This window comes from Aminomonas paucivorans DSM 12260 (assembly GCF_000165795.1).
Taxonomy (GTDB): Bacteria; Synergistota; Synergistia; order Synergistales; family Synergistaceae; genus Aminomonas; species Aminomonas paucivorans.
Window position 1 is genome coordinate 1,309,920 of record NZ_CM001022.1, and the last position, 19,983, is coordinate 1,329,902.

Consider the following 19,983-nt stretch of genomic DNA (forward strand, 5'->3'; position numbering starts at 1 on the left):
GATATGTACCTTCCTTTCCCTTCAGGGTCCCCAGAGTGTACCATCGAGAAGACAGATCGGGCCCATGGAGGGCGTTCTTCCGTCTTCTGGTATCCGGGGTTGAAGGGCCTCCGTCCCACCACGGGAAAGGTGGTCCAGGCGCTGTTCAACATCCTGGGACAGGATCTCGGAGGATCGAGGTTTCTGGACCTTTTCGCCGGGACCGGAAAAGTGGGCCTGGAAGCACACCAGCGAGGAGCGTTGGTGGTGGCTGTGGAGTCGGACCGGCGAAGAAGCACCCTGTTGAGCCGCATGGCCCCGCCGGAGGGGTTTCAGGTGCGCCCCCTGGACGTGCGTCGGGCCCTGCCGATGATGGTGCAGGCCGGGGAGACCTACGACGTGGTGTTCGCAGACCCGCCCTACCATTTGGGGTGGGTGAAGCAGTTCCTGGAACTCTGGGAGGTCTCGTCCTCCTTGCTGGCGCCCGGAGGCTGCATGATCCTGGAGCACAGCAAGAGGGAATCCATCCCCTCCAGCTGGGAAAAGCCCTACGAGACCCGGGTCTACGGGGAGACCCTGCTGACCCTGTTCCGATAGCGAGAGGATCGGAGGAGCGTTCCATGATCCGGGCGGTCTATCCGGGGTCCTTTGACCCCATTACCAACGGGCACCTCTACATTGCGGAGCGGGCGGCCTTTTCCTTTGACGAGCTGGTGGTGGCGGTGCTCCACAACCCCCAGAAACGGGCCACCTTCAGCGTGGAGGAGCGGCAGATCATGGCTCGGGAGGCCCTGAGCCACCTCCCCAACGTCCGGGTGGCGGCCTTCGAGGGGTTGCTGGTGGACTTCATGCGGCACCAGCAGAGCCGGATCATCGTCCGAGGGCTTCGGGCCCTCTCGGACTTCGAGTACGAGTTTCAGCTGGCTCAGATGAACCGCCAGCTGGCTCCGGAGATCGAGACCCTGTTCATCGTCACCGATGCGCAGTACTCCTACCTCTCCAGCCGGGGGGTGAAGGAGGTCTTCCACTTTGGGGGGTCCGTACAGGACATGGTGCCGCCGGGGGTCTATCGGCGCCTTCGGGAACGAATCCCCCCGCCGGACATCAGGGACCCGTCATGAGGGGACGGCTGCGGGGCTCCCTTTCCGGGTCCCCTCCGGGGACGAGGCTCTCCCAGAGGCGGGAGGCCCGACCCTCCAGGGCCAGGATGCCCCGGGAGTAGGGATCCGGGGGGCAGGCGAACCGGGAGAAGAGGGGGAGGGTGGCGGTCTGTCGCATCCGCCGCAGCAGCTTCCGTCCCTGCCCGTTGGCCCCCAGCACGGAGATCCAGGAGGGCCCCAGTCTTTGGGTGGCCCGATTGAACCAGTGGTCGTGCCGAAGGAGCAGGTGGACGCAGAGCCTCTGGATGCGGGAGCGAGGGTAGCGCCGGCTCACGGTCCTCTGGAGGAACTGTTCGTAGTCCCGGGTTTCCCGGGCTTCCTTGAGGAGCTTGTGCTCCAGCCCCTCGGCCATCTCGGCGCTCTCCCGCAGCTCTTCGGGGGTGCTTCGGTCCAGGATGTGGCGCAACAGGGCCCACCAGAGGGGTAGAGGGCCTCCACAGACCCGCCCTCGGTCCGCTTCCCGGACAAGCAACGCCCCGGACCGGGGAGGCAGCCCCTCCAAAGCCTGGGCTCGGTCTCCCCGAAGCCAGTGGGCGCGGATCGCCGTGGCGCTGGGCAGGCCTTCCGTAAAGGATGGGTCGTGGTAGGCCGCTCCTTTGCGAGGGACCGCAAGGAAACGGAATGGATAGCCCTTCCGTCGGGCATGGAGGCGGTAGGCCAGGGCCAGGTTGTTGTTGGGGCGACGAAGTCGTGCCGCAGCCCCGGGGATCCATTCCTCCAGCGCCAGGCTTCGGGCCTCTACGAAGGAATGCCCTTCCTCCAGATGCCTCCTCAGGGATTGCTTGAATCCGGGAGGTTCGTGCATTAGAATACCCACGATTGTGTCCATGGAATCCTCTCCGTCGTCTTCCACGCCGAAGGAAAGGTGTGTCACCAGTCCGGTTCCCCACAGGACATCCAAGGCTCCTGCGGCGAAGATTCCCGCCTGGTGGCAAGAGAAGGCCGTGGGAAGCCCCAGGACCAAGTCGACCCCCTCGGAAAGGGCCATTTCCGCTCGGGTCCACTTGTCCAAGAAGGCTGGTTCGCCCCGCTGGACGAAGTGGGAAGACAGCACGGCGACCACCGCCGCGCCGGGCAGGCGGGCCTTCGTGGCCTTCAGGTGGTGGGCGTGGCCCAGGTGGAAAGGGTTGTACTCCGCGACGATCCCCACCACGGGGTTCTCCATGGACGGTCACCTCGCACCGAAGGATGTGGTTTCACACCATAGGGGCCCGATGGGGGCCGGTCAAGCTGAGGGAGGCTGGTGGAGACGTGAAGATCCTGGTTCTGAACTGCGGCAGTTCGTCCTTGAAATACCAGCTCATGAACATGCAGGACGAGTCCGTGTTGGCCAAGGGGTTGGTGGAGCGCATCGGCATCGCCGGTTCGCGGATCAAGCATGTCCGCACGGGGTTGGATGCGGTGGTACGGGACACGGACATCCCGAACCATAAGGTGGCCATCAAGCTGGTCCTGGAGGCCCTCCTGGATCCGAACCACGGTGCGTTGAGGGATCTCTCGGAGCTTTCCGCGGCGGGGCACCGGGTGGTGCACGGCGGGGAACTCTTCACCACCTCTGTGCGGATCGACGCGGACGTCATCAAGGGCATCGAGGAGGTCATCCACCTGGCGCCCCTGCACAACCCCGCGAACCTCCAGGGGATCCGGGCCATGATGGACGCCCTCCCGGACCTGCCCAGCGTGGCGGTCTTCGACACGGCCTTCCACCAGACCATGCCTCCTCGGGCTTTCGTTTATGGGATTCCCTACCACTACTATGAAAAAGACCGGGTGCGTCGCTACGGCTTCCACGGCACCAGCCACTTCTACGTGGCCCACCGGGCGGCGGAGATCTTGGGTCGCCCCGTGGGGGAACTGAAGATCGTCACCTGCCATTTGGGCAACGGCAGCTCCGTCACCGCCGTGAACGGGGGCAAGTGCGTGGACACCAGCATGGGCCTGGGAACCGCGGAGGGAGTTCTGATGGGAACCCGAAGCGGTAACGTGGATCCCTCGGTGATGCTTTTCCTCATGGAGCAGGAGAACGACCCCAAGGTGGTCAGCCACATCGTCCACAAGGAGAGCGGCCTTCAGGGCATCTCCGGCTTCTCCAGCGACCTCCGGGACATCGAGGAGGAGGCGGAGAAGGGCAACGAGCGGGCTCAGCTGGCCTTCGACATGCTCTGCTACGGCATCCGCAAGTACATCGGGTCCTACGCCGCCGCCATGGGCGGCCTGGATGCGGTGGTCTTCACCGCCGGGATCGGGGAGAACAGTTCCCTGTTGCGGGAGAAGGTCTCCGAGGGCCTGGGTTTCCTGGGGGCCCACTTCGACCCCTCCCGGAACCAGGTGCGGGGCAAGGAGGCGGAAATCAGCGCCCCCGGTTCCAAGGTGAAGATCCTGGTGGTGCCCACCAACGAGGAACTGGTCATCGCCCGGGACACCCGGGACCTGGTGGGAAAGCGCTGAAGGAGAAGGCGAAGCCTTGATCGGTCTCCCCTGGCCTTCTTCCTGGGAAGCCCTTCGGATCGACGTTCCCGCTCTGAAAGCGGACGGGGAGCCCCTGGAGGACGCTTTCTCCCTCCCAGTCCCCCTCCTGTCCCATTGGGGACTGGACTACCGTTTCCCCCAACCCGTGGCGTTTCGGGTCCGGGCCTCCCGGCAGGGGGAGAGGATTCTGGTGGAGGTGGGCATGAAGGGGGTTCTCGTGGTACCCTGCTCCCGATGCCTTGCCCCAGCCTCCGCCTCCATGGAGGGGGAGGGGGAGTTCGCCTTTCGCCTGGGTCCGGAGGGGCGTCAGGAAAGTGAGGACGAAGACGGCGAGGACGCTCCGCAGGAGGATGTGCAGGAGCTGGATGCCTGGGCGGATCGGGTGGAGCTGGCGCCTCTGTTCTGGGAGGTTCTGGTGACCGCGCTCCCTTCGGGAGTGCTCTGCAAAGAGGATTGTCGGGGGCTCTGCCCGCATTGTGGCGCGGACCGGAACGTTCAGTCCTGCCAGTGTGAGGAGGGTTCCGTGGATCCAAGGCTGGAAGCGCTTCGGCGGGCCTTGGACGCAGACGAGGAATTCCAGCGAAGGGAGGGAAAATGAATGGCCACACCGAAACGGCGTGTATCCCACGCCCGGACCCACAACCGCAAGGCTCACTGGCTGGGCGCCCTGGAGGCTCCTGCCATGACCACGTGCAGCCACTGCGGGGAGACGATCCAGACCTATCGGGCCTGCCCGGCTTGCGGTTACTACCGGGGGCGGCAGGTCCTTGCGGGAAAGGAAGAGGCTTCCGCGAAGAAGGATCAGGGCGCGAACTGAGCGACCTGCCTGACTGAAGGGGGGATCGGGGCGACCCGGTCCCCCCTTTTTTGCTCTCTTGACGAAGCCCCGCGGGCTTTTTATACTCCCCATGTGTTCGGAACAGTTCTTAGTACCAGATCACAAGGGAGTGGGCCCCGACGCGATCGGACCGCAAGAAGCTTCGCCACCAAAAGCTGCGACAGTTGATCGACACGAATCCGCTCCTCCCGGACGAAGAGCTGGCGGAGCGGCTTCGCGTCAGCGTGAGCACCGTGCGCCTGGATCGAGCGGTCCTGGGGGTGCCGGAGCTTCGGGAGCGCATGCGGGCCATGGCGGAGGCGGCAGGGAGCCGCCTGACCTCCCTCCGACAGGAGGAAGTGGTGGGGGAGCTTCTGGAACTGGAACCCAACCAGTGGGCCCTCTCCATCTCTGGATACCACGCGGGACATGGCGTTTCGCCATACCGACCGAGTGTGGGACCATTTCCTCTATGCCCAGGCCACCACCCTGGCCATGGCCACCATCGCCGCGGAAATGGTGGTGACCGGTGCGGCCCGTCTGCGATACCGCAGCCCCGCCCTGGTGGGGGAGCGCTTGGTGGCCCGGTCCAAGGTGGGGATCCACAAGGGGAACAAGTATGTGGTGAGCGTCCGCACCCGGGTTCAGGAGCGGGAAGTCTTCGTGGGCCGGTTCATCGTGGTGGCCATCGAAGGGGTTTCTTCTTCAAACGAGAGTCTTTAGGGGGATTACAAGGAATGCTTCTCGCTCTGGATGCCATGGGAGGCGACCGGGCTCCTCAGGAACCCTGCAGGGGGGCCGTTCGGGCTTGTGAATCCCTCCCGGATCTGGAAGTCGCCCTGGTGGGGGACGGCAAACGTCTGGAACCCCTGCTGGCGGAGGTCTCTTCCAACGTGCGTTCTCGGCTGCACGTGGTGCACACCGAGGAATACATCACCATGGAGGATTCCCCCTCCGTGTCCATGCGGCGCAAGCGCAACTCCAGCCTGCGCCTGGCCTTGGACATGGTACGGGGAAAGGAGGCGGCGGGCTGCGTCTCCGCGGGAAACACGGGGGCCATCGTCGCCGGAGGGGTGCTGGTGTTGGGGCGCATCGCCGGAATCGACCGGCCCGGCCTGGGGGTCCCCATCCTCTCCCTGTCCCGGACCAGCCTGCTCATCGACGTGGGGGCCACGGTGCGCTGCAAGCCCGTGAACCTGGTGCAGTTCGCCCTCATGGGGTCCATCTACATGCGCTGCCTCGCCGGGGTCCCGGAGCCTTCCGTGGCCCTGCTCTCCAACGGGGAGGAGGACATCAAGGGGGACGACGTGATCTCCGAGGCTCGGGAGATCCTCAAGGCCAGCTCCCTGAACTTCGTGGGCTATGTGGAGGGCAAGGACGTCCCGGTGGGAAAGACCGACGTGGTGGTCTGCGACGGCTACACCGGCAACGTGCTCCTCAAGTTTGGGGAGGGGCTGGGGGAAGGGGTCTTCGGGCTCATGAAGGAGGAGATCCGGCGGAGCTTTCTGCCCAAGATCGGTCTTGCCTTCATGTGGCCCATGCTTCGACAGCTCCACACCCGGTTCGACTACGAGAAGCAGGGGGGAACGCCCCTGCTGGGAGTGGAAGGCACGGTCATCAAGGCCCACGGGCGCTCCAAGGCCCGAGCCATCGACAATGCCCTACGGGTTGCCCGCCAGTTCGTGCTTCAGCGAGGGGTGGAGACGATCCGGGAGGAAGTTGCCAAGGGAGGAATGTGAATGTCTCTCCTGAAGGGAGTGCCGGTAGGACTTTTGGGCACGGGGATCGCCCTGCCCGAGAAGGTCCTTACCAACCAGGACCTGGAGAAGATGGTGGAGACCACGGACCAGTGGATCGTGGAGCGTACGGGCATCCGTACCCGTCACGTGGCTGCAGAGGGAACGGTCACCACCGACCTGGCGGAGGAAGCTTCCCGCAAGGCCCTGTCTGCGGCGGGGGTGGCCCCGGAGGACCTGGACCTGATCCTGGTGGGGACCAACTCCCCCGACACCCTGTTCCCCTCTGTGGCCGCCAAGCTTCAAGGTCGCCTGGGGGCGAAGAGGGCGGGGGCCTCGGACATCCAGTCAGGCTGCACGGGGTCCGTGTACGCTCTGACCTTTGCCTCTGCAGGCATCGCCGCAGGTCTCTTCCGGAACGTGCTGGTGGTGGGGGCGGAGGTCCTTTCCCGCCTGATCGACTGGACGGACCGGAACACCTGCATCCTCTTCGGGGACGGGGCGGGAGCCGCCGTCCTGGGGCGGGTGGAAGAGGGGCGGGGCCGTTTTCTCGGTGCCTCCCTCCGGGCGGACGGGGCCAAGCACGATCTGATCACCTTCCAGGGCGGACTGGTGGAGTACCCCGCCTCGGAGGAGACCCTCCGGGACGGACGTCACTTCGTGCGCATGAAGGGCAATGAGGTCTTCAAGTTCGTCAACCGGGAGCTGCCGCCTTTCCTGGAGGAGTTCTGCAAGAGCGTGGACGTGGAGGCTTCCTCGGTGGACTGGTGGGTGTTCCATCAGGCCAATTGGAGGATCATGGAGGGAGTCCTTCGCCGGTTCGGCGTCCCGGCGGAGAAGGCGGTGGTGAACCTGGACCGCTATGGCAACACCTCCGCCGCGTCGGTTATGATCGCCCTGCACGAGGCCCTGGAGGACGGACGCATCGGACGGGGGCAGAAGGTGATCGTCACGAGCTTCGGCGCGGGGATGACCTACGGCGCCGTGCTCTTCGAAGTCTAGGATCGAGGTGATCGGGCCAGTGCAGCAGTGGAATCGCGTCACCCAACTCACGGGCATCCATTATCCCCTCTTTCAGGGCGGCATGGCCTGGGTCGCGGAGGCCCGTCTGGCTGCGGCGGTGAGCAACGGCGGCGGGCTGGGCATCATCGCCGCAGCCAACGTCCCCCCGGACCTGCTGGACCAGCAGCTTCGCCTGGTCCGCCAGCTGACGACCCGTCCCTTCGGGGTGAACATCATGCTCCTTTCTCCCACGGCGAACGAGGCCATCGAATTGGCGGCGGAGCACCGGGTCCCGGTGGTCACCACCGGCGCGGGGATGCCCGGCAAGGTCATCGAGCGGCTCAAACCCCTTGGCACGGTGGTGATCCCGGTCATCGCCTCGGTGGCCCACGCGGAGCGGGTGGCCAAGCAGGGGGCGGATGCGGTGATCGCCGAGGGGCTGGAGTCGGGGGGACATATCGGAGAGATCACCACCTTCGCCCTGGTGCCCCAGGTGGTGGACGCGGTATCCATCCCCGTCATCGCCGCCGGGGGCATCGCCGACGGGCGAGGGATCGCGGCGGCCTTCGCCTTGGGGGCTGAGGGGGTCCAGGTGGGCACGCGGTTCGTCTGTGCCGAGGAGTGCCACGCCCATCCCCGCTACAAGGAGATGATTCTGAAGGCCTCGGATCGGAGCACTGTGGTGACGGGCCGATCCACGGGGCACCCGGTGCGGAGCCTGAAGAACAAACTCACCCACCGTTTCGACGAACTGGAGCGTTCCGGTGCCTCGGTGGAGGAAGTGGAAGCCCTGGGATCCGGAAAGCTCCGGGCCGCAGTGATGGACGGGGACGTGGAGTGGGGGTCCGTCATGTCCGGCCAGTGCGCCGGCATGATCCGGGAGATCGCCCCCGCGGCGGTCCTGGTTCGGCGGCTCTTCGAGGAGGCCGCAGCGGCCTGCGGACGTCTCGGTTCCCTGGAGAACCCGTTGCAGCAGTTGGGGAAGGAGGTCCCGCGTTGACCTATGCTCTGGTCTTTCCCGGACAGGGAGCGCAAGAAGTGGGTATGGGCAGGGGATTCTACGACGCCTGCCCCGCGGCGAGACGGGTTTTCGACGAGGTGGACGAAGCCCTGGGCTTTTCCCTCTCCCGCGTGATCTTCCAGGGGCCGGAGGAGGAGCTTCGTAAGACCGCCCTCACCCAGCCCGCGATCCTCACGGTTTCCATCGCCATCCTGGAGGCCCTGCGGGAAGAGTGGAACCTTTCTCTGGAACCCGCCTTCGTGGCGGGGCACAGCCTGGGGGAATACACCGCCCTGGTGGCGGCGGGAACCCTCTCCGTCCAGGACGGCGCCCGCCTGGTCCACCTGCGGGGAGACCGGATGCAGCACGCCGTGCCCCTGGGTGAGGGATCCATGGCGGCGGTGCTGGGCCTGGACGCGGAAGCGATCCGGGAGGTTTGCGCCGAGGTCTCTGCCTTGGGGGTCTGTGAGCTGGCAAACTACAACGCCCCGGGACAGATCGTCCTCTCCGGGCAGGTTCAGGCGGTGGAACGGGCTCAGGAGCTGGCCAAGGAACGGGGGGCGGCAAAGGTCATCCCCCTGAAGGTGAGCGCCCCCTTCCACTGTGCCCTCATGCGTCCCGTGGCGGAGGAGCTGGAGAGGGCCTTTGAAGGCGCCCTGTGGAGCCCCCCCCGCTGGCCCGTCCTGGCCAACGTGGATGCGGCTCCCAAGACCGACGTCCTCTCCATCCGCAAGGCCCTCTACGCCCAGACCTACTCCCCCGTGCTTTGGGCGGAGGAGGTTCGGGCCATGGCGGACCAGGGGGTCCAGGCCTTTGTGGAGATCGGTCCGGGGAACGTGCTCTCCGGTCTGGCGAAGCGCTGCGTCAAGGGCACGAAGACCCTTTCGGTGAGCAAGCCCGAGGACGTGCCCGGGTTGCTTGCATTCCTCGAAGGAGGTCTCTAGAATGACCTCGCCTTCCCGAGTTGCCCTGGTGACCGGAGCGGGACGGGGAATCGGACGGTCCATCGCCCTGGAACTGGGGCGAATGGGGTGCCGGGTCGGGGTGAACTACCAGCGCTCCCGGGATGCCGCCCTTGAGGTGGTGGAACGGCTTCGCGAGTTGGGCTGCGAGGCGGAGGCCTTCAAGGGGGACGCGGGGGATGCCGGCGCGGTGAAGGGCCTTTTCGAGAGCGTGGAATCCCGGCTGGGTCCCGTGGAAGTCCTGGTGAACAACGCCGGGATCACCCGGGACAACCTCCTGGTTCGGATGAAGGAAGAGGACTGGGAGGAGGTCCTGCGCACCAATCTGACTTCCGTGTACCTCTGCACGAAACAGGCCCTTCGGAACATGATGAAGGCCCGGTGGGGGCGCATCGTGACGATCAGCTCCGTGGTGGCGCTGGTGGGCAATCCGGGGCAGTGCAACTACGCAGCGGCCAAGGCGGGCCTTTTGGGCTTCTCGAAGAGCGTCGCTCGGGAGGTGGCCTCCCGGGGAATCACTTCCAATGTGGTGGCGCCGGGGTATATTGATACGGACATGACCCGGGCGCTCCCGGAGGCGGCCCGCACGGCCCTCCTGGGTCAGATCCCCATGGGGCGGCCGGGGACGGGAGAGGACGTGGCCCGCGCCGTTGCGTTCCTGGCTTCGGAGGAAACGGGGTACATCACGGGTCAGGTTCTTGCCGTCGACGGCGGCATGACCATGTAGACCGATCCTGGAAGGAGGTGAACGGCCAATGCAGATGGAAGAAGTCATGTCTCGTTTGAAGGAAATCGTGGTGGACCGACTGAACGTCGAAGAAGAGCAGATCAAGCCCGAGGCGTCCTTCGTGGAGGATCTGGGCGCGGATTCCCTGGACATCGTGGAGCTGATCATGGGCATCGAGGAAGAGTTCGACATCGAGATCCCTGACGAGGACGCGGAGAAGCTCACCAGCGTCGGCGACGCGATCAACTACGTGAAGAACAAGCTCGGGATCGAGGAATAGATGTTTTCTGGGCACATCGGGGGGGATGGTCATCCGTCCCCCCTCTTCATCGGCACCCGACCCGAACGGATTGCCCTCGGGAAGGGGAGCACCTTCCCGCAGACGAAGCGTTCGGCTTGCGGAAAACCCTCAAGACAAGGGAGTGACCTGGTTTGAGAAGAGTCGTCGTCACGGGCCTCGGAGTCGTCAGCCCCATCGGACAGGGACGCGAGACCTATTGGCGGGCCCTCTCCGAGGGCCGCAGCGGTGCCGGCCCCATTTCCCTCTTTGACCCGGAGGGCTACAGCGTGCGCATCGCCGCGGAGGTGAAGGACTTCAACCCCGAGGACTGGATGGACAAGAAGGAGGCCCGACGAGCCGACCGGGTCATCCATTTTGCCTCCGCCGCCGCGGAGATGGCCGTCCGGGATGCCCGTCTGGACGTGTCCGCCCTGGACCCCCACCGCTTCGGAGTCTACCTGGGAAGCGGCGAGGGGGGCATCACCACCACCCATGAAAACTACGGGATTCTCCGCGACAAGGGACCTTCGCGGGTGAGCCCCTTCTTCATCCCCATGATGCTCAGCAACATGCCCGCCGCCTACGTGGCCATCCGCTACGGGGCCAAGGGACCCAACATGGCGGTGGTCACCGCCTGCGCTTCCGCCACCCACAGCATGGGGGAGGCGTACCAGTGCATCCTGCGGGAAGACGCGGACATCATCCTCACCGGGGGGGCCGAGGCTGCCATCACCCCCATCGCCGTGGCGGGTTTCGCCTCCCTGAAGGCTCTCTCCACCCGTAACGACGAGCCCGGACGGGCCTCTCGCCCCTTCGACCTGGAGCGGGACGGATTCGTCATGGGGGAGGGCGCGGGGGTCCTGGTGTTCGAGGAACTGGAGCATGCCCTTCGACGCGGCGCCCCCATCTACGGGGAGGTCACGGGGTACGGCCTTTCCTGCGACGCCTACCACATCACCGCCCCGGATCCGGAAGGGGACGGTCCCAAAAGGGCCATGGCCATGGCGGTGCGCAAGTCCGGATGGAAGCTGGAGGACGTGGAACTCATCAACGCCCACGGTACCTCCACGCCCCTGAACGACAAGATGGAAAGCGCCGCCCTGCGAGGGCTGTTCGGGGACCACGCGGACAAGCTCCTGGTCCACTCCACCAAGTCCATGATCGGCCATGCCCTGGGGGCGGCGGGGGCGCTGGAGACCATTGCGGCCCTGCAGTCCTTCGCCGAGGATCTGGTGCACCCCACCATCAACTACGAGAACCCCGATCCGGAGTGTCCCATCCCCGTGGTGGCTGCCCAGCCGGTGCGCAGGGCCGTGCGGACCATGCTGGTGAACAATTTCGGCTTCGGGGGCCACAACGGAGTGCTGGCCCTCCAGCGTTACGAAGGATAGAGGGGAGAGCCGGGAGGGGATGACGAAGGGGATCCAACCCCCCGCCTTCCTGGGGCGAGCGCTTCGGTACCGTTTCCACAGACAAGAGCTTCTGACGGAAGCCCTGACTCACGCGTCCTTCGCGAACGAGTCGGGGCTTTCCCGTTGCAACGAACGGCTCGAATTCCTGGGGGACGCGGTGCTGGAGCTGTGCGTCTCCGAGAGGCTCTACCGGGAACGACCGGACGCGGAAGAGGGGGACCTGACCCGATGGCGCTCCGCCTTGGTCTGCGCCCCCAACCTGGCCCGGTGGGGCCGGCTTTGGGGTATCCCGGCCTGCCTTCTCCTGGGCAAGGGCTTCCGAAGAGGGGGGCCGAACGAGAACATGGTGGCCGACGCCTTCGAGGCGGTGCTGGGGGCGATCTACCTGGACGGAGGACTGGACGCGGTCAGAGAGGTGCTCCACCCCCTTCCCCTCCCGGAGGTTCTGGAAGAGGGGAAGGACCCCAAGTCTCGCCTTCAGGAGGTTCTCCAGGGACAGGGGCACCCTTGCCCCCGTTACGAACTGAGGGAGCAGTCCGGCCCTCCCCACGAGCGCTGGTTCGTGGTGGAGGTTTCCTGCGGGGAGCAGGTCCTGGCCAGCGGGGAGGGGCGCTCCCTGCGGGAGGCGGAGCGGTGTGCGGCAAACCGCGCCCTGGAATCCATGCAACCGGTTGCATTATCGGGGGAAGAGGGGTAGACTCTCCTACGAAGCACCACCCTTGAAACGGGTCCCGTGAGGCCCGAAAGGGAGGAGGAGAGTCCATGAAGAGGAATAGCGTCTGCGTGAACCGATCATCCGGGAACCTGCACTCGTGCGGGTTCCCTTTTTTGTGCTCGGGAGGTGGATGGGGTTGCTGAGGGAAAAGGCTAGGGTGCTGGAGGCGGAGGACATCGAGCGGATCCTTCGAAGGATGGCCCACGAAGTGGTGGAGAACAACCGGGGGCTGGAAGGGCTCGTGCTGGTGGGGATCCAGAGGCGGGGGATCTACCTGGCCAGGCGTCTGCGGGATCGGATTCAGCAGTTCGAGGACGTGAAGCTCCCCTGCGGGGAACTGGACATCACCCTCTACCGGGACGATCTGACCCTGCTCCACGACCAGCCGGTGGTGCACAGCACCTCCATCCCCGGAGACATCCGGGGCAAACACCTGGTTCTGGTGGACGACGTGGTCTACACGGGGCGTACGGTGCGCTCCGCCCTGGACGCCCTGATGGACCTGGGACGGCCCGACACGGTGCGCCTGGCGGCCCTCATCGATCGGGGGCATCGGGAACTGCCCATCCAGCCGGATTTCGTGGGGAAGAACCTGCCCACCTCCAAGTCCGAGGTGGTGGAGGTGCGTTTGGAGGAACTGGACGGAAAGGACGAGGTGGTCATCTGTGAACGGGACGTCCTCTAGCGCCACGCGGTGGACCCGGCGCAACGTGCTGGACCTGGAGGGATGGAGCCGGGAGGAGATCCTGCTGCTGCTGGAGCAGGCCCGCCACATGGACGACCTCCTCTCCCGGCCCATCAAGAAGGTCCCCGCCCTGCGGGGCAAGCTGGCGGTGAACCTGTTCTTCGAGAACTCCACCCGGACCCGGGTGTCCTTCGAGCTGGCGGAGAAGATGCTCTCCGCAGACGTGGTGAACTGGTCCGCTGCCGGATCCAGCACCAGCAAGGGGGAGACCCTGCGGGACACCGCCTGGACCCTGGAGGCCATGGGGGCGGACATCGTGGTGATCCGTCACGGCGCCGTGGGGGCCGCGGCGTACCTGACCCGCAAGCTCAAGAAGGCGGTGGTGCTCAACGCCGGGGACGGGGCCCACGCCCACCCCACCCAGGGACTTCTGGACCTGTACACCGCCTGGAAACACCTGGGGGACCTGGAGGGGCGGAAGATCGTCATCCTGGGAGACGTGGAACACAGCCGGGTGGCGCGCAGCGACGCCCGGGGCTTCGCCGCTCTGGGGTGCGAGGTGGTCTTCTGCGGTCCCAGGACCCTGATCCCCCTGGAAGTGGAGGCCCTGGGAGGACGCTTCGAGCCCGACGCCCGCAAAGCCGTGGAGGGGGCGGATCTGGTCTACATGCTCCGCATCCAGCGGGAGCGCCAGCAGGACGGGCTTTTCCCCTCGGTGGACGAGTACCATCGCTTCTGGGGGGGGACGGAGGAACTGATGAAGCTGGCTCGGCCCGGCGCCTTGGCGATGCACCCCGGTCCCATCAACCGGGGGGTGGAGATCGCTTCGGAGATCGCCGACGGGGAGCAGAGCGTGATTCTGGAACAGGTTCGCAGCGGCGTCGCCGTTCGCATGGCGCTGCTCTACCTCTGCGCGGGAGGGGCGGTGGACGCATGAGCATCTGGCTGAAGAACGCCACGGTCTTCGACGGGAAGGCCTTCATGGAGGGGACGCGGCATCTGGTGGTGGAGGAAGGGCAGATCGCCCACCTGGGCGCCGAGGCGCCGGAAGGCTTCGAGGGACAGACCCTGGACCTGGAGGGCAAGTGGCTCTGCCCGGGGTTCTGGGACCTGCACACCCACCTTCGGGAGCCGGGGCAGGAGTGGCGGGAGGACCTGACCTCCGGGTCCCTGGCGGGAGCGGCGGGGGGCTACACCACCCTGGTGGCCATGCCCAACACGGATCCTCCCGTGGACTGCCCCAGCGCCGTGTCCTACGTGGCCCGAAAGGGACGGGAGCTTCCGGGCGCCCGGGTCCTCCCGGCGGGTTGCGTGAGCAAGGAGCGCAAGGGGGAGGAGCTGGCGGAACTCCTGAAGATGGCCGAGGAAGGGGCGGTTCTCTTCACCGACGACGGTGCCCCGGTGCGCTCCTCCGGTCTGCTGCGCCTGGCCCTGCGCTACCTGGACGGGACGGGGCTTGCGGTGATGGAGCACTCGGAGGATCGCTCCCTCTTCGGCAAGGGGCAGGTCCATGAAGGGGTCATCAGCGCGGTGAGCGGCCTGGCGGGGGTTCCCTCCTCCTGCGAGGTCCTGGGGGTCCAGCGGGGCATCGAGCTGCTCCGGGAGGTAGGAGGGTGCCTGCACTTCACCCACCTGAGCGCGGCCCGCTCCCTGGAGCTGATCCGGGCCGCCAAGGCGGAGGGACTGTCGGTGACCTGCGACGTCACCCCTCACCACCTGACCTTCTCGGAGGAGGACGTCATGGCCAGCGGTTACGACGGCTACTTTAAAGTGAACCCTCCTCTCCGGTCCGTCCGGGATCGGGAGGCCCTATGGGGGGGGATCGAAGACGGCACGGTGGACGCCATCGGGACGGACCACGCTCCCTGGCACGCCGACGAGAAGGACCTTCCCTTCCAGGAAGCCTCCTTCGGCATCGCCTCCCTGGAGTGCGCCGCCGCGGGGGTCCTGGACGGGGCGGTCCGTCGAGGCGTGGCGGCGGAGAAGGTCCTGGCCGCCCTCACCCGGGCACCTCGCTGCATCCTGGGACGGGGGGGCGACGACCTCCTGGCCGTGGGAGCGGAGGCGGATCTGACGGTGGTGGACCCGGATCGGGTGGAGAAGGTGAACCCTCGCCTCTGGCGCAGCAAGGCCAAGCATAGCCCCTGGTCCGGGGTGGTCCTGAAGGGCTGGCCGGTGCTCACCCTCCTGGGGGATCGGGTTCTCTGGCGGGCCTCGGAGGAACAGTGAGCGTCTGCGGGGGGCACGTTTTTTCGGAGGTGCGGGGGACCCTGGTCTCCCGCATCTCTCTGGGAACGGGGGCGGCGTGGCTGGAAATCCGCCTTCCCGGCCCGATTCCCCCTGTGCGGGCGGGGCAGTTTGCCCTCCTTTCCCTTCCGGAGGTGTGCGACCCCCTGTTGGGAAGACCCCTGGCGGTGGCTCGGGCACAGGAGGACCGGGTCTCCTTCCTCTGCCGCCGGGCGGGGCGGGGGAGCGGGTTGCTGGCGGACCTGATCCCGGGGCAGTCCGTGGACCTGCGCCTTCCCCTGGGACGTCCCGTGGAGGTACCCCAGGATCGGCCGGTCTGGTTCCTCGGGGGCAGCGTGGGGGCGGCTCCCCTTCTGATGGCCCCTGTCCCGCCGGGCTTTCGAGGGTGGGTCCTGGGTTTCCGGGACGCTTCCTGGGGGCCCGCGTTGGAACACCTGCGGGGGCTTCTGGCGGGGTTGCCCCTGACGGTGGCCTGCGACGACGGCTCCCTGGGCCCGAAAGGAAACGCCGTGTCGGCCCTGGGGGAGCGGGTCCGCCCCGGGGATTGCGTGGTGGCCTGCGGCCCCGAAGGGATGCTGCAGGCGCTGCGGGATCTCTCCCGAGCGGGAGGGTTCCAGGCGATTCTGGGGCTGGAGCGGCGCATGGCCTGCGGGTTCGGGGGGTGTCTGGGCTGCCGCATCACCCGGCGGGACGGGACGTCCGCCCGGGTCTGTGTGGATGGTCCCTTCTTCGACGGAGAGGAGCTGGGGGACGATGTCTTCGCCTGACCTGAGGGCCACCCTGGGAGGGGTGACCCTGGATTCCCCCCTAATCCCCGCCTCGGGGATCCTTCCCATGGATCCCGTCCTCTGGATGGGGCTGGAGGGGTGCGACGGGGTATGCACCAAGGGGCTCACCTGGCGTCCTCGCGCGGGGAACCCGGGGGTGCGCCTCGAAGAGACGCCCGGGGGGCTTCTCAACAGCATCGGTCTGGAGAACCCGGGGGTGCAGGCCTGGATGCGGGAGACCCTTCCCGGCCTTGCGGGCACGGGGAAGCGCATCGTCCTGAACCTGGCCTGCGAGGACCTGGATTCCCTGGGGCGGGCGGTGGAGGCCTTGGGAGGGGCTTCGGACCGGATCGCCGTGCTGGAACTGAACCTCTCTTGTCCGAACGTGGACGGGGGGGGAGCGGCCTGGGGGGAAGCTCCCGAAGGGGTCCGGGCGGCCCTGGGGATCGCGCGACCGGGCTGGAAGGGGATCCTCTGGGTGAAGCTCACCCCCCAGGCGGGGGATTTCGTGGCCACCGCTCGGGCCGCCGAGGCGGGAGGGGCCGACGGGGTGGTGGTGGCCAACACGTGGTTGGGCGCCGCCCTGGACCTGCAGACGGGGCTTCCCCGCTTCGCCCGAAGCGTGGCGGGGCTTTCCGGCCCCGCGGTGTTCCCCCTGAGCCTGCGCCTGGTTTTTCAGACCTACGGCAGGGTGGGGATCCCCATCGTGGGGTGCGGCGGGGTTCGTAGCGCCGAGGACGCCCTGTGCATGGTGCTGGCCGGGGCCAGCGCCGTGGAGGTGGGGACCTGGCACTTCCGCAAGCTGGATTGCCTGGCGGGGATGTGTCGGGATCTGCAAGCGCTCCTGCAGGCGCGAGGGGTGGCTTCCCTGGCGGAACTGGTGGGAGCGGCGCACCGGGGCGGGTTTGCCGGAGCGAGGAAGGAGAGGAGCGGGGCATGAACGGAAAGGAACGATTGATCCTGGCGCTGGACACGCCGGGGACCGAGGAGGGGCTGGCCCTTCTGGACCGCCTGAAGGCCCCCTGGATGAAGGTGAAGGTGGGTCCCCGACTCTTCGCCCTGGGGGGAGAGACGTTTCTTCGGGACCTGCAGGAACGGGGGCATCGGGTCTTTCTGGACCTGAAGCTCCACGACATCCCCAACACCGTGGCCCAGGCGGTGGAGGTCTATGCCCGCTGGGGGCTTTGGGCTCTCACGGTGCACACCTCCGGGGGGGAGACCATGATGCGCCGCGCGCGGGAGGCGGCGGGGACGGACCTGCTCCTCCTGGGAGTCACGGTACTCACCAGCCTTGATGGGCCGGAGTGGGAGGCTGTCCATCCCGGGTGTTCCCTGGAACGGGCCCTGAGCGGGCGGGCGGCGCTGGCTCGGGAGTCGGGGCTGGGGGGCGTTGTGTGCAGCCCTCGAGACCTGACCCTGGTGCGGGAGGCTGCCCCTGGGCTCGTCACGGTGGTGCCGGGCATCCGCCTTCCGGGAGACGGGACGCAGGACCAGGCGCGGGTGGATACCCCGGCGGCGGCGATGGGGCGGGGGGCGGACTACCTGGTGGTGGGGCGCTCCATCCTGGGAGCGGCGGACCCGCAGGAGGCGGCGGAGCGGGTGCTGGGAAGCATGGAGGAGGGACGGGCATGACGGCAGGGGAGAAACGCTTTGAAAAACGCTTCGCTCAGCGCATGGCGGAGAGGGGCGCCCACCTGAAGGGGCATTTCCTCCTTTCCTCGGGGCTTCACAGCTCCGACTACCTTCAGTGCGCCCTCTTCCTGGCCCACCCCCGGGACGCCGCCTGGGCGGGGCGGATCCTGGCCCGGCGCCTGGCCCCCCTGGGGGCGGACCTGGTGGTCTCCCCCGCCATGGGGGGGCTTCTCATCGGACACGAGGTGGCCAAGGCCCTGGGGGTTCCCTTCCTGTTCACCGAACGGGTGGAGGGAACCATGACCCTGCGCCGATTTCCCCACCCCGGGAAGGCCCGGTTTCTGGTGGTGGAAGACGTGTTCACCACGGGGAAATCCACTCGGGAAACCGCAGAGGTGCTGGAACGGGACGGAGCGGTGTGGGTCGGGGCTGGCTCCTTGGTGGATCGTTCCGGCAACCCCTCCCTCCTTCCCGTGCCCTGGCGGTCCTTGTGGGCCGTTTCCTTCCCGGTATATGATCCAGCGGATTGTCCGTGCTGCAGGGAGGGACTGCCCCTGGTGAAGCCTGGGAGCCGTCCCCAACCCTAATTTCCGCACCATCGGGAGGGATCCCATGCTTCTCATGGAAGGCAAGACCCCCGCAGGGAGGATTCGGGACTGGGTTCGACGCCAGGTGGAGGAGCTTCGCACGCCCCTCGGGGTCTTCCGGCTGCTCTCCCTGTGCGTGGGGGACGACCCCGCCTCGGAGGCCTACCGGCGGAACCAGATCCGGGCCTGCGAAGCCTCGGGCATCGAGACCGCCACGGTCCGGCTTCCCTCCACGGCCACGGAACAGGACGCCCGGGACCGGATCCTGGAGTTCAACCACGACGAGACGGTGGACGGGGTGATCCTCCAGACCCCTTTGCCCCCTTCCTGGGATGTCCGGAAGCTCCGGGAGGCCCTGGACCCGGACAAGGACGTCGAGGGGACCCACCCCGAGAACCTGGGGCGTCTCTTCCTGGGCTGCACGGGGCACCCTCTCCCCTGCGCCGCCTGGTCCGCCGCCCTGCTGCTGGATTGGTACGGCTGCGGGGATCTCAAGGGCAAGGTGGCGGCGGTGGTGGGGCAGAGCGCCACCGTGGGGCGTCCCCTGTCGACCCTGCTGTTCCATCGGGGGGCCACGGTGGTGCAGATCCACGAGTTCACCCCCCCAGGGAGGCTGGAAGCCTTCCTGAAGGGGGCAGAGGTGGTGGCCGTCGCGGCGGGGGTTCCCGGCCTGGTTCGCGGTGCCTCCCTGAGCCCCGGTGCCTGGGTGGTGGACGTGGGGACCAACCCCACCCCCGGGAAGGGGCTGGTGGGAGATGTGGCCCCGGACGCGGCGGGGGTGGCGGGAGCCCTGACCCCCGTGCCCGGAGGGGTGGGGCCCCTGACGGTGTCCCTGCTCCTGGCGAACCTGCTGCTTCTGGCCACCCGAAGGAGGGCCGGAAGGCCGGTGGAGCTGCCCGATCTGAAGGAACTCCGCTCCGCTCCATGAGACCCTCTGCCCTGTGCCGGGGGCTCCTCCTGGGGGTCCTCCTTTCCCTTCTTCTGCCCGGGGGGGCCTCGTTTCCTCGGGAAGCGCAGGCCCTGGAGCTTTGGGTCACCTCTCCCTGGCTGGGCCTCATGGCCCGCTTCATCGGGGGGGCGCATGCCACGGTGCATTCCATGCGGGTCTGGGGGGTGGATGGCAGGCTGGTGGGGGGAAGCCGCCCCCAGCCTCGGGGGTTGGTGGTGGCCCTGGATCCCCGGGAGGCGGCGGAGCTGGGAATCTCCGCGGGGCGACCGAACCTGCGCTGCCTGTACCGCTCCCTTCCCTTTCGGGGTGCCATGCGTCAGGAGATCTTCTTCGATCCCGCCGCGCTGCCCTTCGTGGGGCAGCGACTGCTCATCGTCCTGGCGAAGGCGGACCAGGAGCACTACGCCTATTTTCAACGACGCTTGGCGGAATTCCAGTCCCGCATGGAGAGCACCCTGGAGGTGGGGCGACAGCTTCTTCAGGATACGGAACTGCTGGACCTGGCGGGGCTTTCGGGGGCCTGGATCCGGGCAGCCATCCCCAAGGCGGTGAGGCCCCCGGAGGCGTTGTGGAAGAAATGGGAGTCCGGGGGCGACCCCGTGTCGTTGCGGGCCTCCCTGGATCGGGCGGAATCCCGGGGGTGGCTGATCCTCTTGGATCCTTGGACCCCTGGGCCCGTCCGGGAGGCAGCGGCGGGGAGAAAGCGGGTGGTGCACCTTCCGGTTCCCCGGAACGACCAGGAAATGTTCCTCTTCTACTACGACCTCTACCTGACCCTCTGGAATACCCTGCGGGGCGGAGCTGCCCCGACCCCCGTCCCCAAGTAGGCGAGGACGCACAAGGCCGCCCCGGGAACC

23 protein-coding genes and 1 pseudogene are annotated in these 19,983 nt (G+C 67.3%); 23 read left to right on the forward strand and 1 reads right to left on the reverse strand.

What is annotated here, in order from left to right:
• Positions 1 to 99: 99 nt before the first annotated feature.
• The gene (locus APAU_RS06095) at positions 100 to 576 is read left to right on the forward strand and encodes an RsmD family RNA methyltransferase (protein ID WP_040344939.1); all 477 of its coding nucleotides are present in this window, start codon (positions 100 to 102) and stop codon (positions 574 to 576) included.
• A gap of 23 nt (positions 577 to 599) precedes the next feature.
• Positions 600 to 1,100, forward strand: a complete 501-nt coding sequence (coaD, locus tag APAU_RS06100; RefSeq protein ID WP_006300853.1) for a pantetheine-phosphate adenylyltransferase — start codon at positions 600 to 602, stop codon at positions 1,098 to 1,100.
• Here the strand turns inward: coaD and APAU_RS06105 are convergent.
• Entirely contained in the window at positions 1,084 to 2,304 is a 1,221-nt protein-coding gene (locus APAU_RS06105) for a tRNA(Met) cytidine acetate ligase (RefSeq protein WP_006300854.1), read from the reverse strand. The two genes, coaD and APAU_RS06105, sit on opposite strands and share 17 nt — an antisense overlap.
• 86 nt (positions 2,305 to 2,390) lie before the next feature.
• On the opposite strand from APAU_RS06105, the gene APAU_RS06110 reads away from it, so the two are divergent.
• The 21 genes and pseudogenes from APAU_RS06110 (at position 2,391) to APAU_RS06210 (ending at position 19,953) form a co-directional block, all read left to right on the forward strand.
• On the forward strand, positions 2,391 to 3,587 hold the full coding sequence (locus APAU_RS06110) for an acetate/propionate family kinase (protein ID WP_006300855.1): 1,197 nt from the start codon (positions 2,391 to 2,393) through the stop codon (positions 3,585 to 3,587).
• Between the two features lie 16 nt (positions 3,588 to 3,603).
• On the forward strand, positions 3,604 to 4,206 hold the full coding sequence (locus APAU_RS06115) for a YceD family protein (RefSeq protein ID WP_006300856.1): 603 nt from the start codon (positions 3,604 to 3,606) through the stop codon (positions 4,204 to 4,206).
• Positions 4,207 to 4,425 carry a 50S ribosomal protein L32 gene (gene rpmF, locus APAU_RS06120; protein ID WP_006300857.1) on the forward strand — a complete coding sequence of 73 codons (219 nt, stop codon included), beginning with the start codon at positions 4,207 to 4,209 and terminating at the stop codon, positions 4,423 to 4,425.
• Positions 4,426 to 4,544: 119 nt separating this feature from the next.
• Positions 4,545 to 5,148, forward strand: a pseudogene (fapR, locus tag APAU_RS06125) (transcription factor FapR).
• Between the two features lie 14 nt (positions 5,149 to 5,162).
• The gene (gene plsX / locus APAU_RS06130; protein ID WP_006300858.1) at positions 5,163 to 6,164 is read left to right on the forward strand and encodes a phosphate acyltransferase PlsX; all 1,002 of its coding nucleotides are present in this window, start codon (positions 5,163 to 5,165) and stop codon (positions 6,162 to 6,164) included.
• The gene (locus tag APAU_RS06135) at positions 6,165 to 7,163 is read left to right on the forward strand and encodes a beta-ketoacyl-ACP synthase III (protein ID WP_006300859.1); all 999 of its coding nucleotides are present in this window, start codon (positions 6,165 to 6,167) and stop codon (positions 7,161 to 7,163) included.
• Positions 7,164 to 7,182: 19 nt separating this feature from the next.
• Positions 7,183 to 8,163 (forward strand): enoyl-[acyl-carrier-protein] reductase FabK, encoded by a 981-nt coding sequence (gene fabK / locus APAU_RS06140; RefSeq protein WP_040344942.1) that lies wholly within the window; start codon positions 7,183 to 7,185, stop codon positions 8,161 to 8,163.
• Positions 8,160 to 9,107 (forward strand): ACP S-malonyltransferase, encoded by a 948-nt coding sequence (fabD, locus tag APAU_RS06145; RefSeq protein ID WP_006300861.1) that lies wholly within the window; start codon positions 8,160 to 8,162, stop codon positions 9,105 to 9,107. Before fabK ends, fabD begins: the two co-directional genes overlap by 4 nt.
• A 1-nt stretch (position 9,108) precedes the next feature.
• Positions 9,109 to 9,852 (forward strand): 3-oxoacyl-ACP reductase FabG, encoded by a 744-nt coding sequence (gene fabG / locus APAU_RS06150; RefSeq protein WP_006300862.1) that lies wholly within the window; start codon positions 9,109 to 9,111, stop codon positions 9,850 to 9,852.
• A 28-nt stretch (positions 9,853 to 9,880) separates the two neighbouring features.
• On the forward strand, positions 9,881 to 10,132 hold the full coding sequence (gene acpP, locus APAU_RS06155) for an acyl carrier protein (RefSeq protein ID WP_006300863.1): 252 nt from the start codon (positions 9,881 to 9,883) through the stop codon (positions 10,130 to 10,132).
• A 152-nt stretch (positions 10,133 to 10,284) separates the two neighbouring features.
• Positions 10,285 to 11,523, forward strand: a complete 1,239-nt coding sequence (fabF, locus tag APAU_RS06160) for a beta-ketoacyl-ACP synthase II (protein WP_006300864.1) — start codon at positions 10,285 to 10,287, stop codon at positions 11,521 to 11,523.
• 19 nt (positions 11,524 to 11,542) lie between these two features.
• Positions 11,543 to 12,241: a ribonuclease III gene (gene rnc, locus APAU_RS06165; RefSeq protein ID WP_006300865.1), complete on the forward strand. Its 699-nt coding sequence runs from the start codon at positions 11,543 to 11,545 to the stop codon at positions 12,239 to 12,241.
• Between the two features lie 148 nt (positions 12,242 to 12,389).
• On the forward strand, positions 12,390 to 12,944 hold the full coding sequence (gene pyrR / locus APAU_RS06170) for a bifunctional pyr operon transcriptional regulator/uracil phosphoribosyltransferase PyrR (protein WP_040344945.1): 555 nt from the start codon (positions 12,390 to 12,392) through the stop codon (positions 12,942 to 12,944).
• The gene (locus APAU_RS06175; protein WP_006300867.1) at positions 12,925 to 13,881 is read left to right on the forward strand and encodes an aspartate carbamoyltransferase catalytic subunit; all 957 of its coding nucleotides are present in this window, start codon (positions 12,925 to 12,927) and stop codon (positions 13,879 to 13,881) included. Before pyrR ends, APAU_RS06175 begins: the two co-directional genes overlap by 20 nt.
• Positions 13,878 to 15,173 carry a dihydroorotase gene (locus APAU_RS06180; RefSeq protein ID WP_006300868.1) on the forward strand — a complete coding sequence of 432 codons (1,296 nt, stop codon included), beginning with the start codon at positions 13,878 to 13,880 and terminating at the stop codon, positions 15,171 to 15,173. The genes APAU_RS06175 and APAU_RS06180 overlap by 4 nt, the downstream gene beginning before the upstream one ends.
• A gap of 29 nt (positions 15,174 to 15,202) precedes the next feature.
• The gene (locus tag APAU_RS06185) at positions 15,203 to 15,958 is read left to right on the forward strand and encodes an iron-sulfur cluster-binding protein (RefSeq protein ID WP_156789447.1); all 756 of its coding nucleotides are present in this window, start codon (positions 15,203 to 15,205) and stop codon (positions 15,956 to 15,958) included.
• Positions 15,945 to 16,898 carry a beta/alpha barrel domain-containing protein gene (locus APAU_RS06190; RefSeq protein WP_006300870.1) on the forward strand — a complete coding sequence of 318 codons (954 nt, stop codon included), beginning with the start codon at positions 15,945 to 15,947 and terminating at the stop codon, positions 16,896 to 16,898. Before APAU_RS06185 ends, APAU_RS06190 begins: the two co-directional genes overlap by 14 nt.
• Entirely contained in the window at positions 16,895 to 17,590 is a 696-nt protein-coding gene (gene pyrF / locus APAU_RS06195; RefSeq protein WP_006300871.1) for an orotidine-5'-phosphate decarboxylase, read from the forward strand. The genes APAU_RS06190 and pyrF overlap by 4 nt, the downstream gene beginning before the upstream one ends.
• Positions 17,587 to 18,177, forward strand: a complete 591-nt coding sequence (pyrE, locus tag APAU_RS06200) for an orotate phosphoribosyltransferase (RefSeq protein ID WP_006300872.1) — start codon at positions 17,587 to 17,589, stop codon at positions 18,175 to 18,177. The genes pyrF and pyrE overlap by 4 nt, the downstream gene beginning before the upstream one ends.
• A 25-nt stretch (positions 18,178 to 18,202) precedes the next feature.
• Positions 18,203 to 19,105, forward strand: coding sequence for a bifunctional 5,10-methylenetetrahydrofolate dehydrogenase/5,10-methenyltetrahydrofolate cyclohydrolase (locus APAU_RS06205; RefSeq protein ID WP_006300873.1), 903 nt, complete (start codon positions 18,203 to 18,205; stop codon positions 19,103 to 19,105).
• A complete protein-coding gene (locus APAU_RS06210) occupies positions 19,102 to 19,953 on the forward strand; it encodes a hypothetical protein (protein ID WP_006300874.1) in 852 nt (283 codons plus the stop codon). The genes APAU_RS06205 and APAU_RS06210 overlap by 4 nt, the downstream gene beginning before the upstream one ends.
• Positions 19,954 to 19,983: the final 30 nt, after the last annotated feature.

Bases quoted from the DNA above. Each gene is read 5' to 3' on its own strand.
- APAU_RS06180 (WP_006300868.1), top strand. From the start codon at position 13,878: ATGAGCATCTGGCTGAAGAACGCCACGGTCTTCGACGGGAAGGCCTTC.
- APAU_RS06105 (WP_006300854.1), bottom strand. From the start codon at position 2,304: ATGGAGAACCCCGTGGTGGGGATCGTCGCGGAGTACAACCCTTTCCAC.
- pyrR (WP_040344945.1), top strand. From the start codon at position 12,390: ATGGGGTTGCTGAGGGAAAAGGCTAGGGTGCTGGAGGCGGAGGACATC.
- rpmF (WP_006300857.1), top strand. From the start codon at position 4,207: ATGGCCACACCGAAACGGCGTGTATCCCACGCCCGGACCCACAACCGC.
- pyrF (WP_006300871.1), top strand. From the start codon at position 16,895: ATGAACGGAAAGGAACGATTGATCCTGGCGCTGGACACGCCGGGGACC.
- plsX (WP_006300858.1), top strand. From the start codon at position 5,163: ATGCTTCTCGCTCTGGATGCCATGGGAGGCGACCGGGCTCCTCAGGAA.
- acpP (WP_006300863.1), top strand. From the start codon at position 9,881: ATGCAGATGGAAGAAGTCATGTCTCGTTTGAAGGAAATCGTGGTGGAC.
- APAU_RS06190 (WP_006300870.1), top strand. From the start codon at position 15,945: ATGTCTTCGCCTGACCTGAGGGCCACCCTGGGAGGGGTGACCCTGGAT.
- rnc (WP_006300865.1), top strand. From the start codon at position 11,543: ATGACGAAGGGGATCCAACCCCCCGCCTTCCTGGGGCGAGCGCTTCGG.
- APAU_RS06135 (WP_006300859.1), top strand. From the start codon at position 6,165: ATGTCTCTCCTGAAGGGAGTGCCGGTAGGACTTTTGGGCACGGGGATC.
- fabG (WP_006300862.1), top strand. From the start codon at position 9,109: ATGACCTCGCCTTCCCGAGTTGCCCTGGTGACCGGAGCGGGACGGGGA.
- APAU_RS06205 (WP_006300873.1), top strand. From the start codon at position 18,203: ATGCTTCTCATGGAAGGCAAGACCCCCGCAGGGAGGATTCGGGACTGG.
- coaD (WP_006300853.1), top strand. From the start codon at position 600: ATGATCCGGGCGGTCTATCCGGGGTCCTTTGACCCCATTACCAACGGG.
- pyrE (WP_006300872.1), top strand. From the start codon at position 17,587: ATGACGGCAGGGGAGAAACGCTTTGAAAAACGCTTCGCTCAGCGCATG.
- APAU_RS06210 (WP_006300874.1), top strand. From the start codon at position 19,102: ATGAGACCCTCTGCCCTGTGCCGGGGGCTCCTCCTGGGGGTCCTCCTT.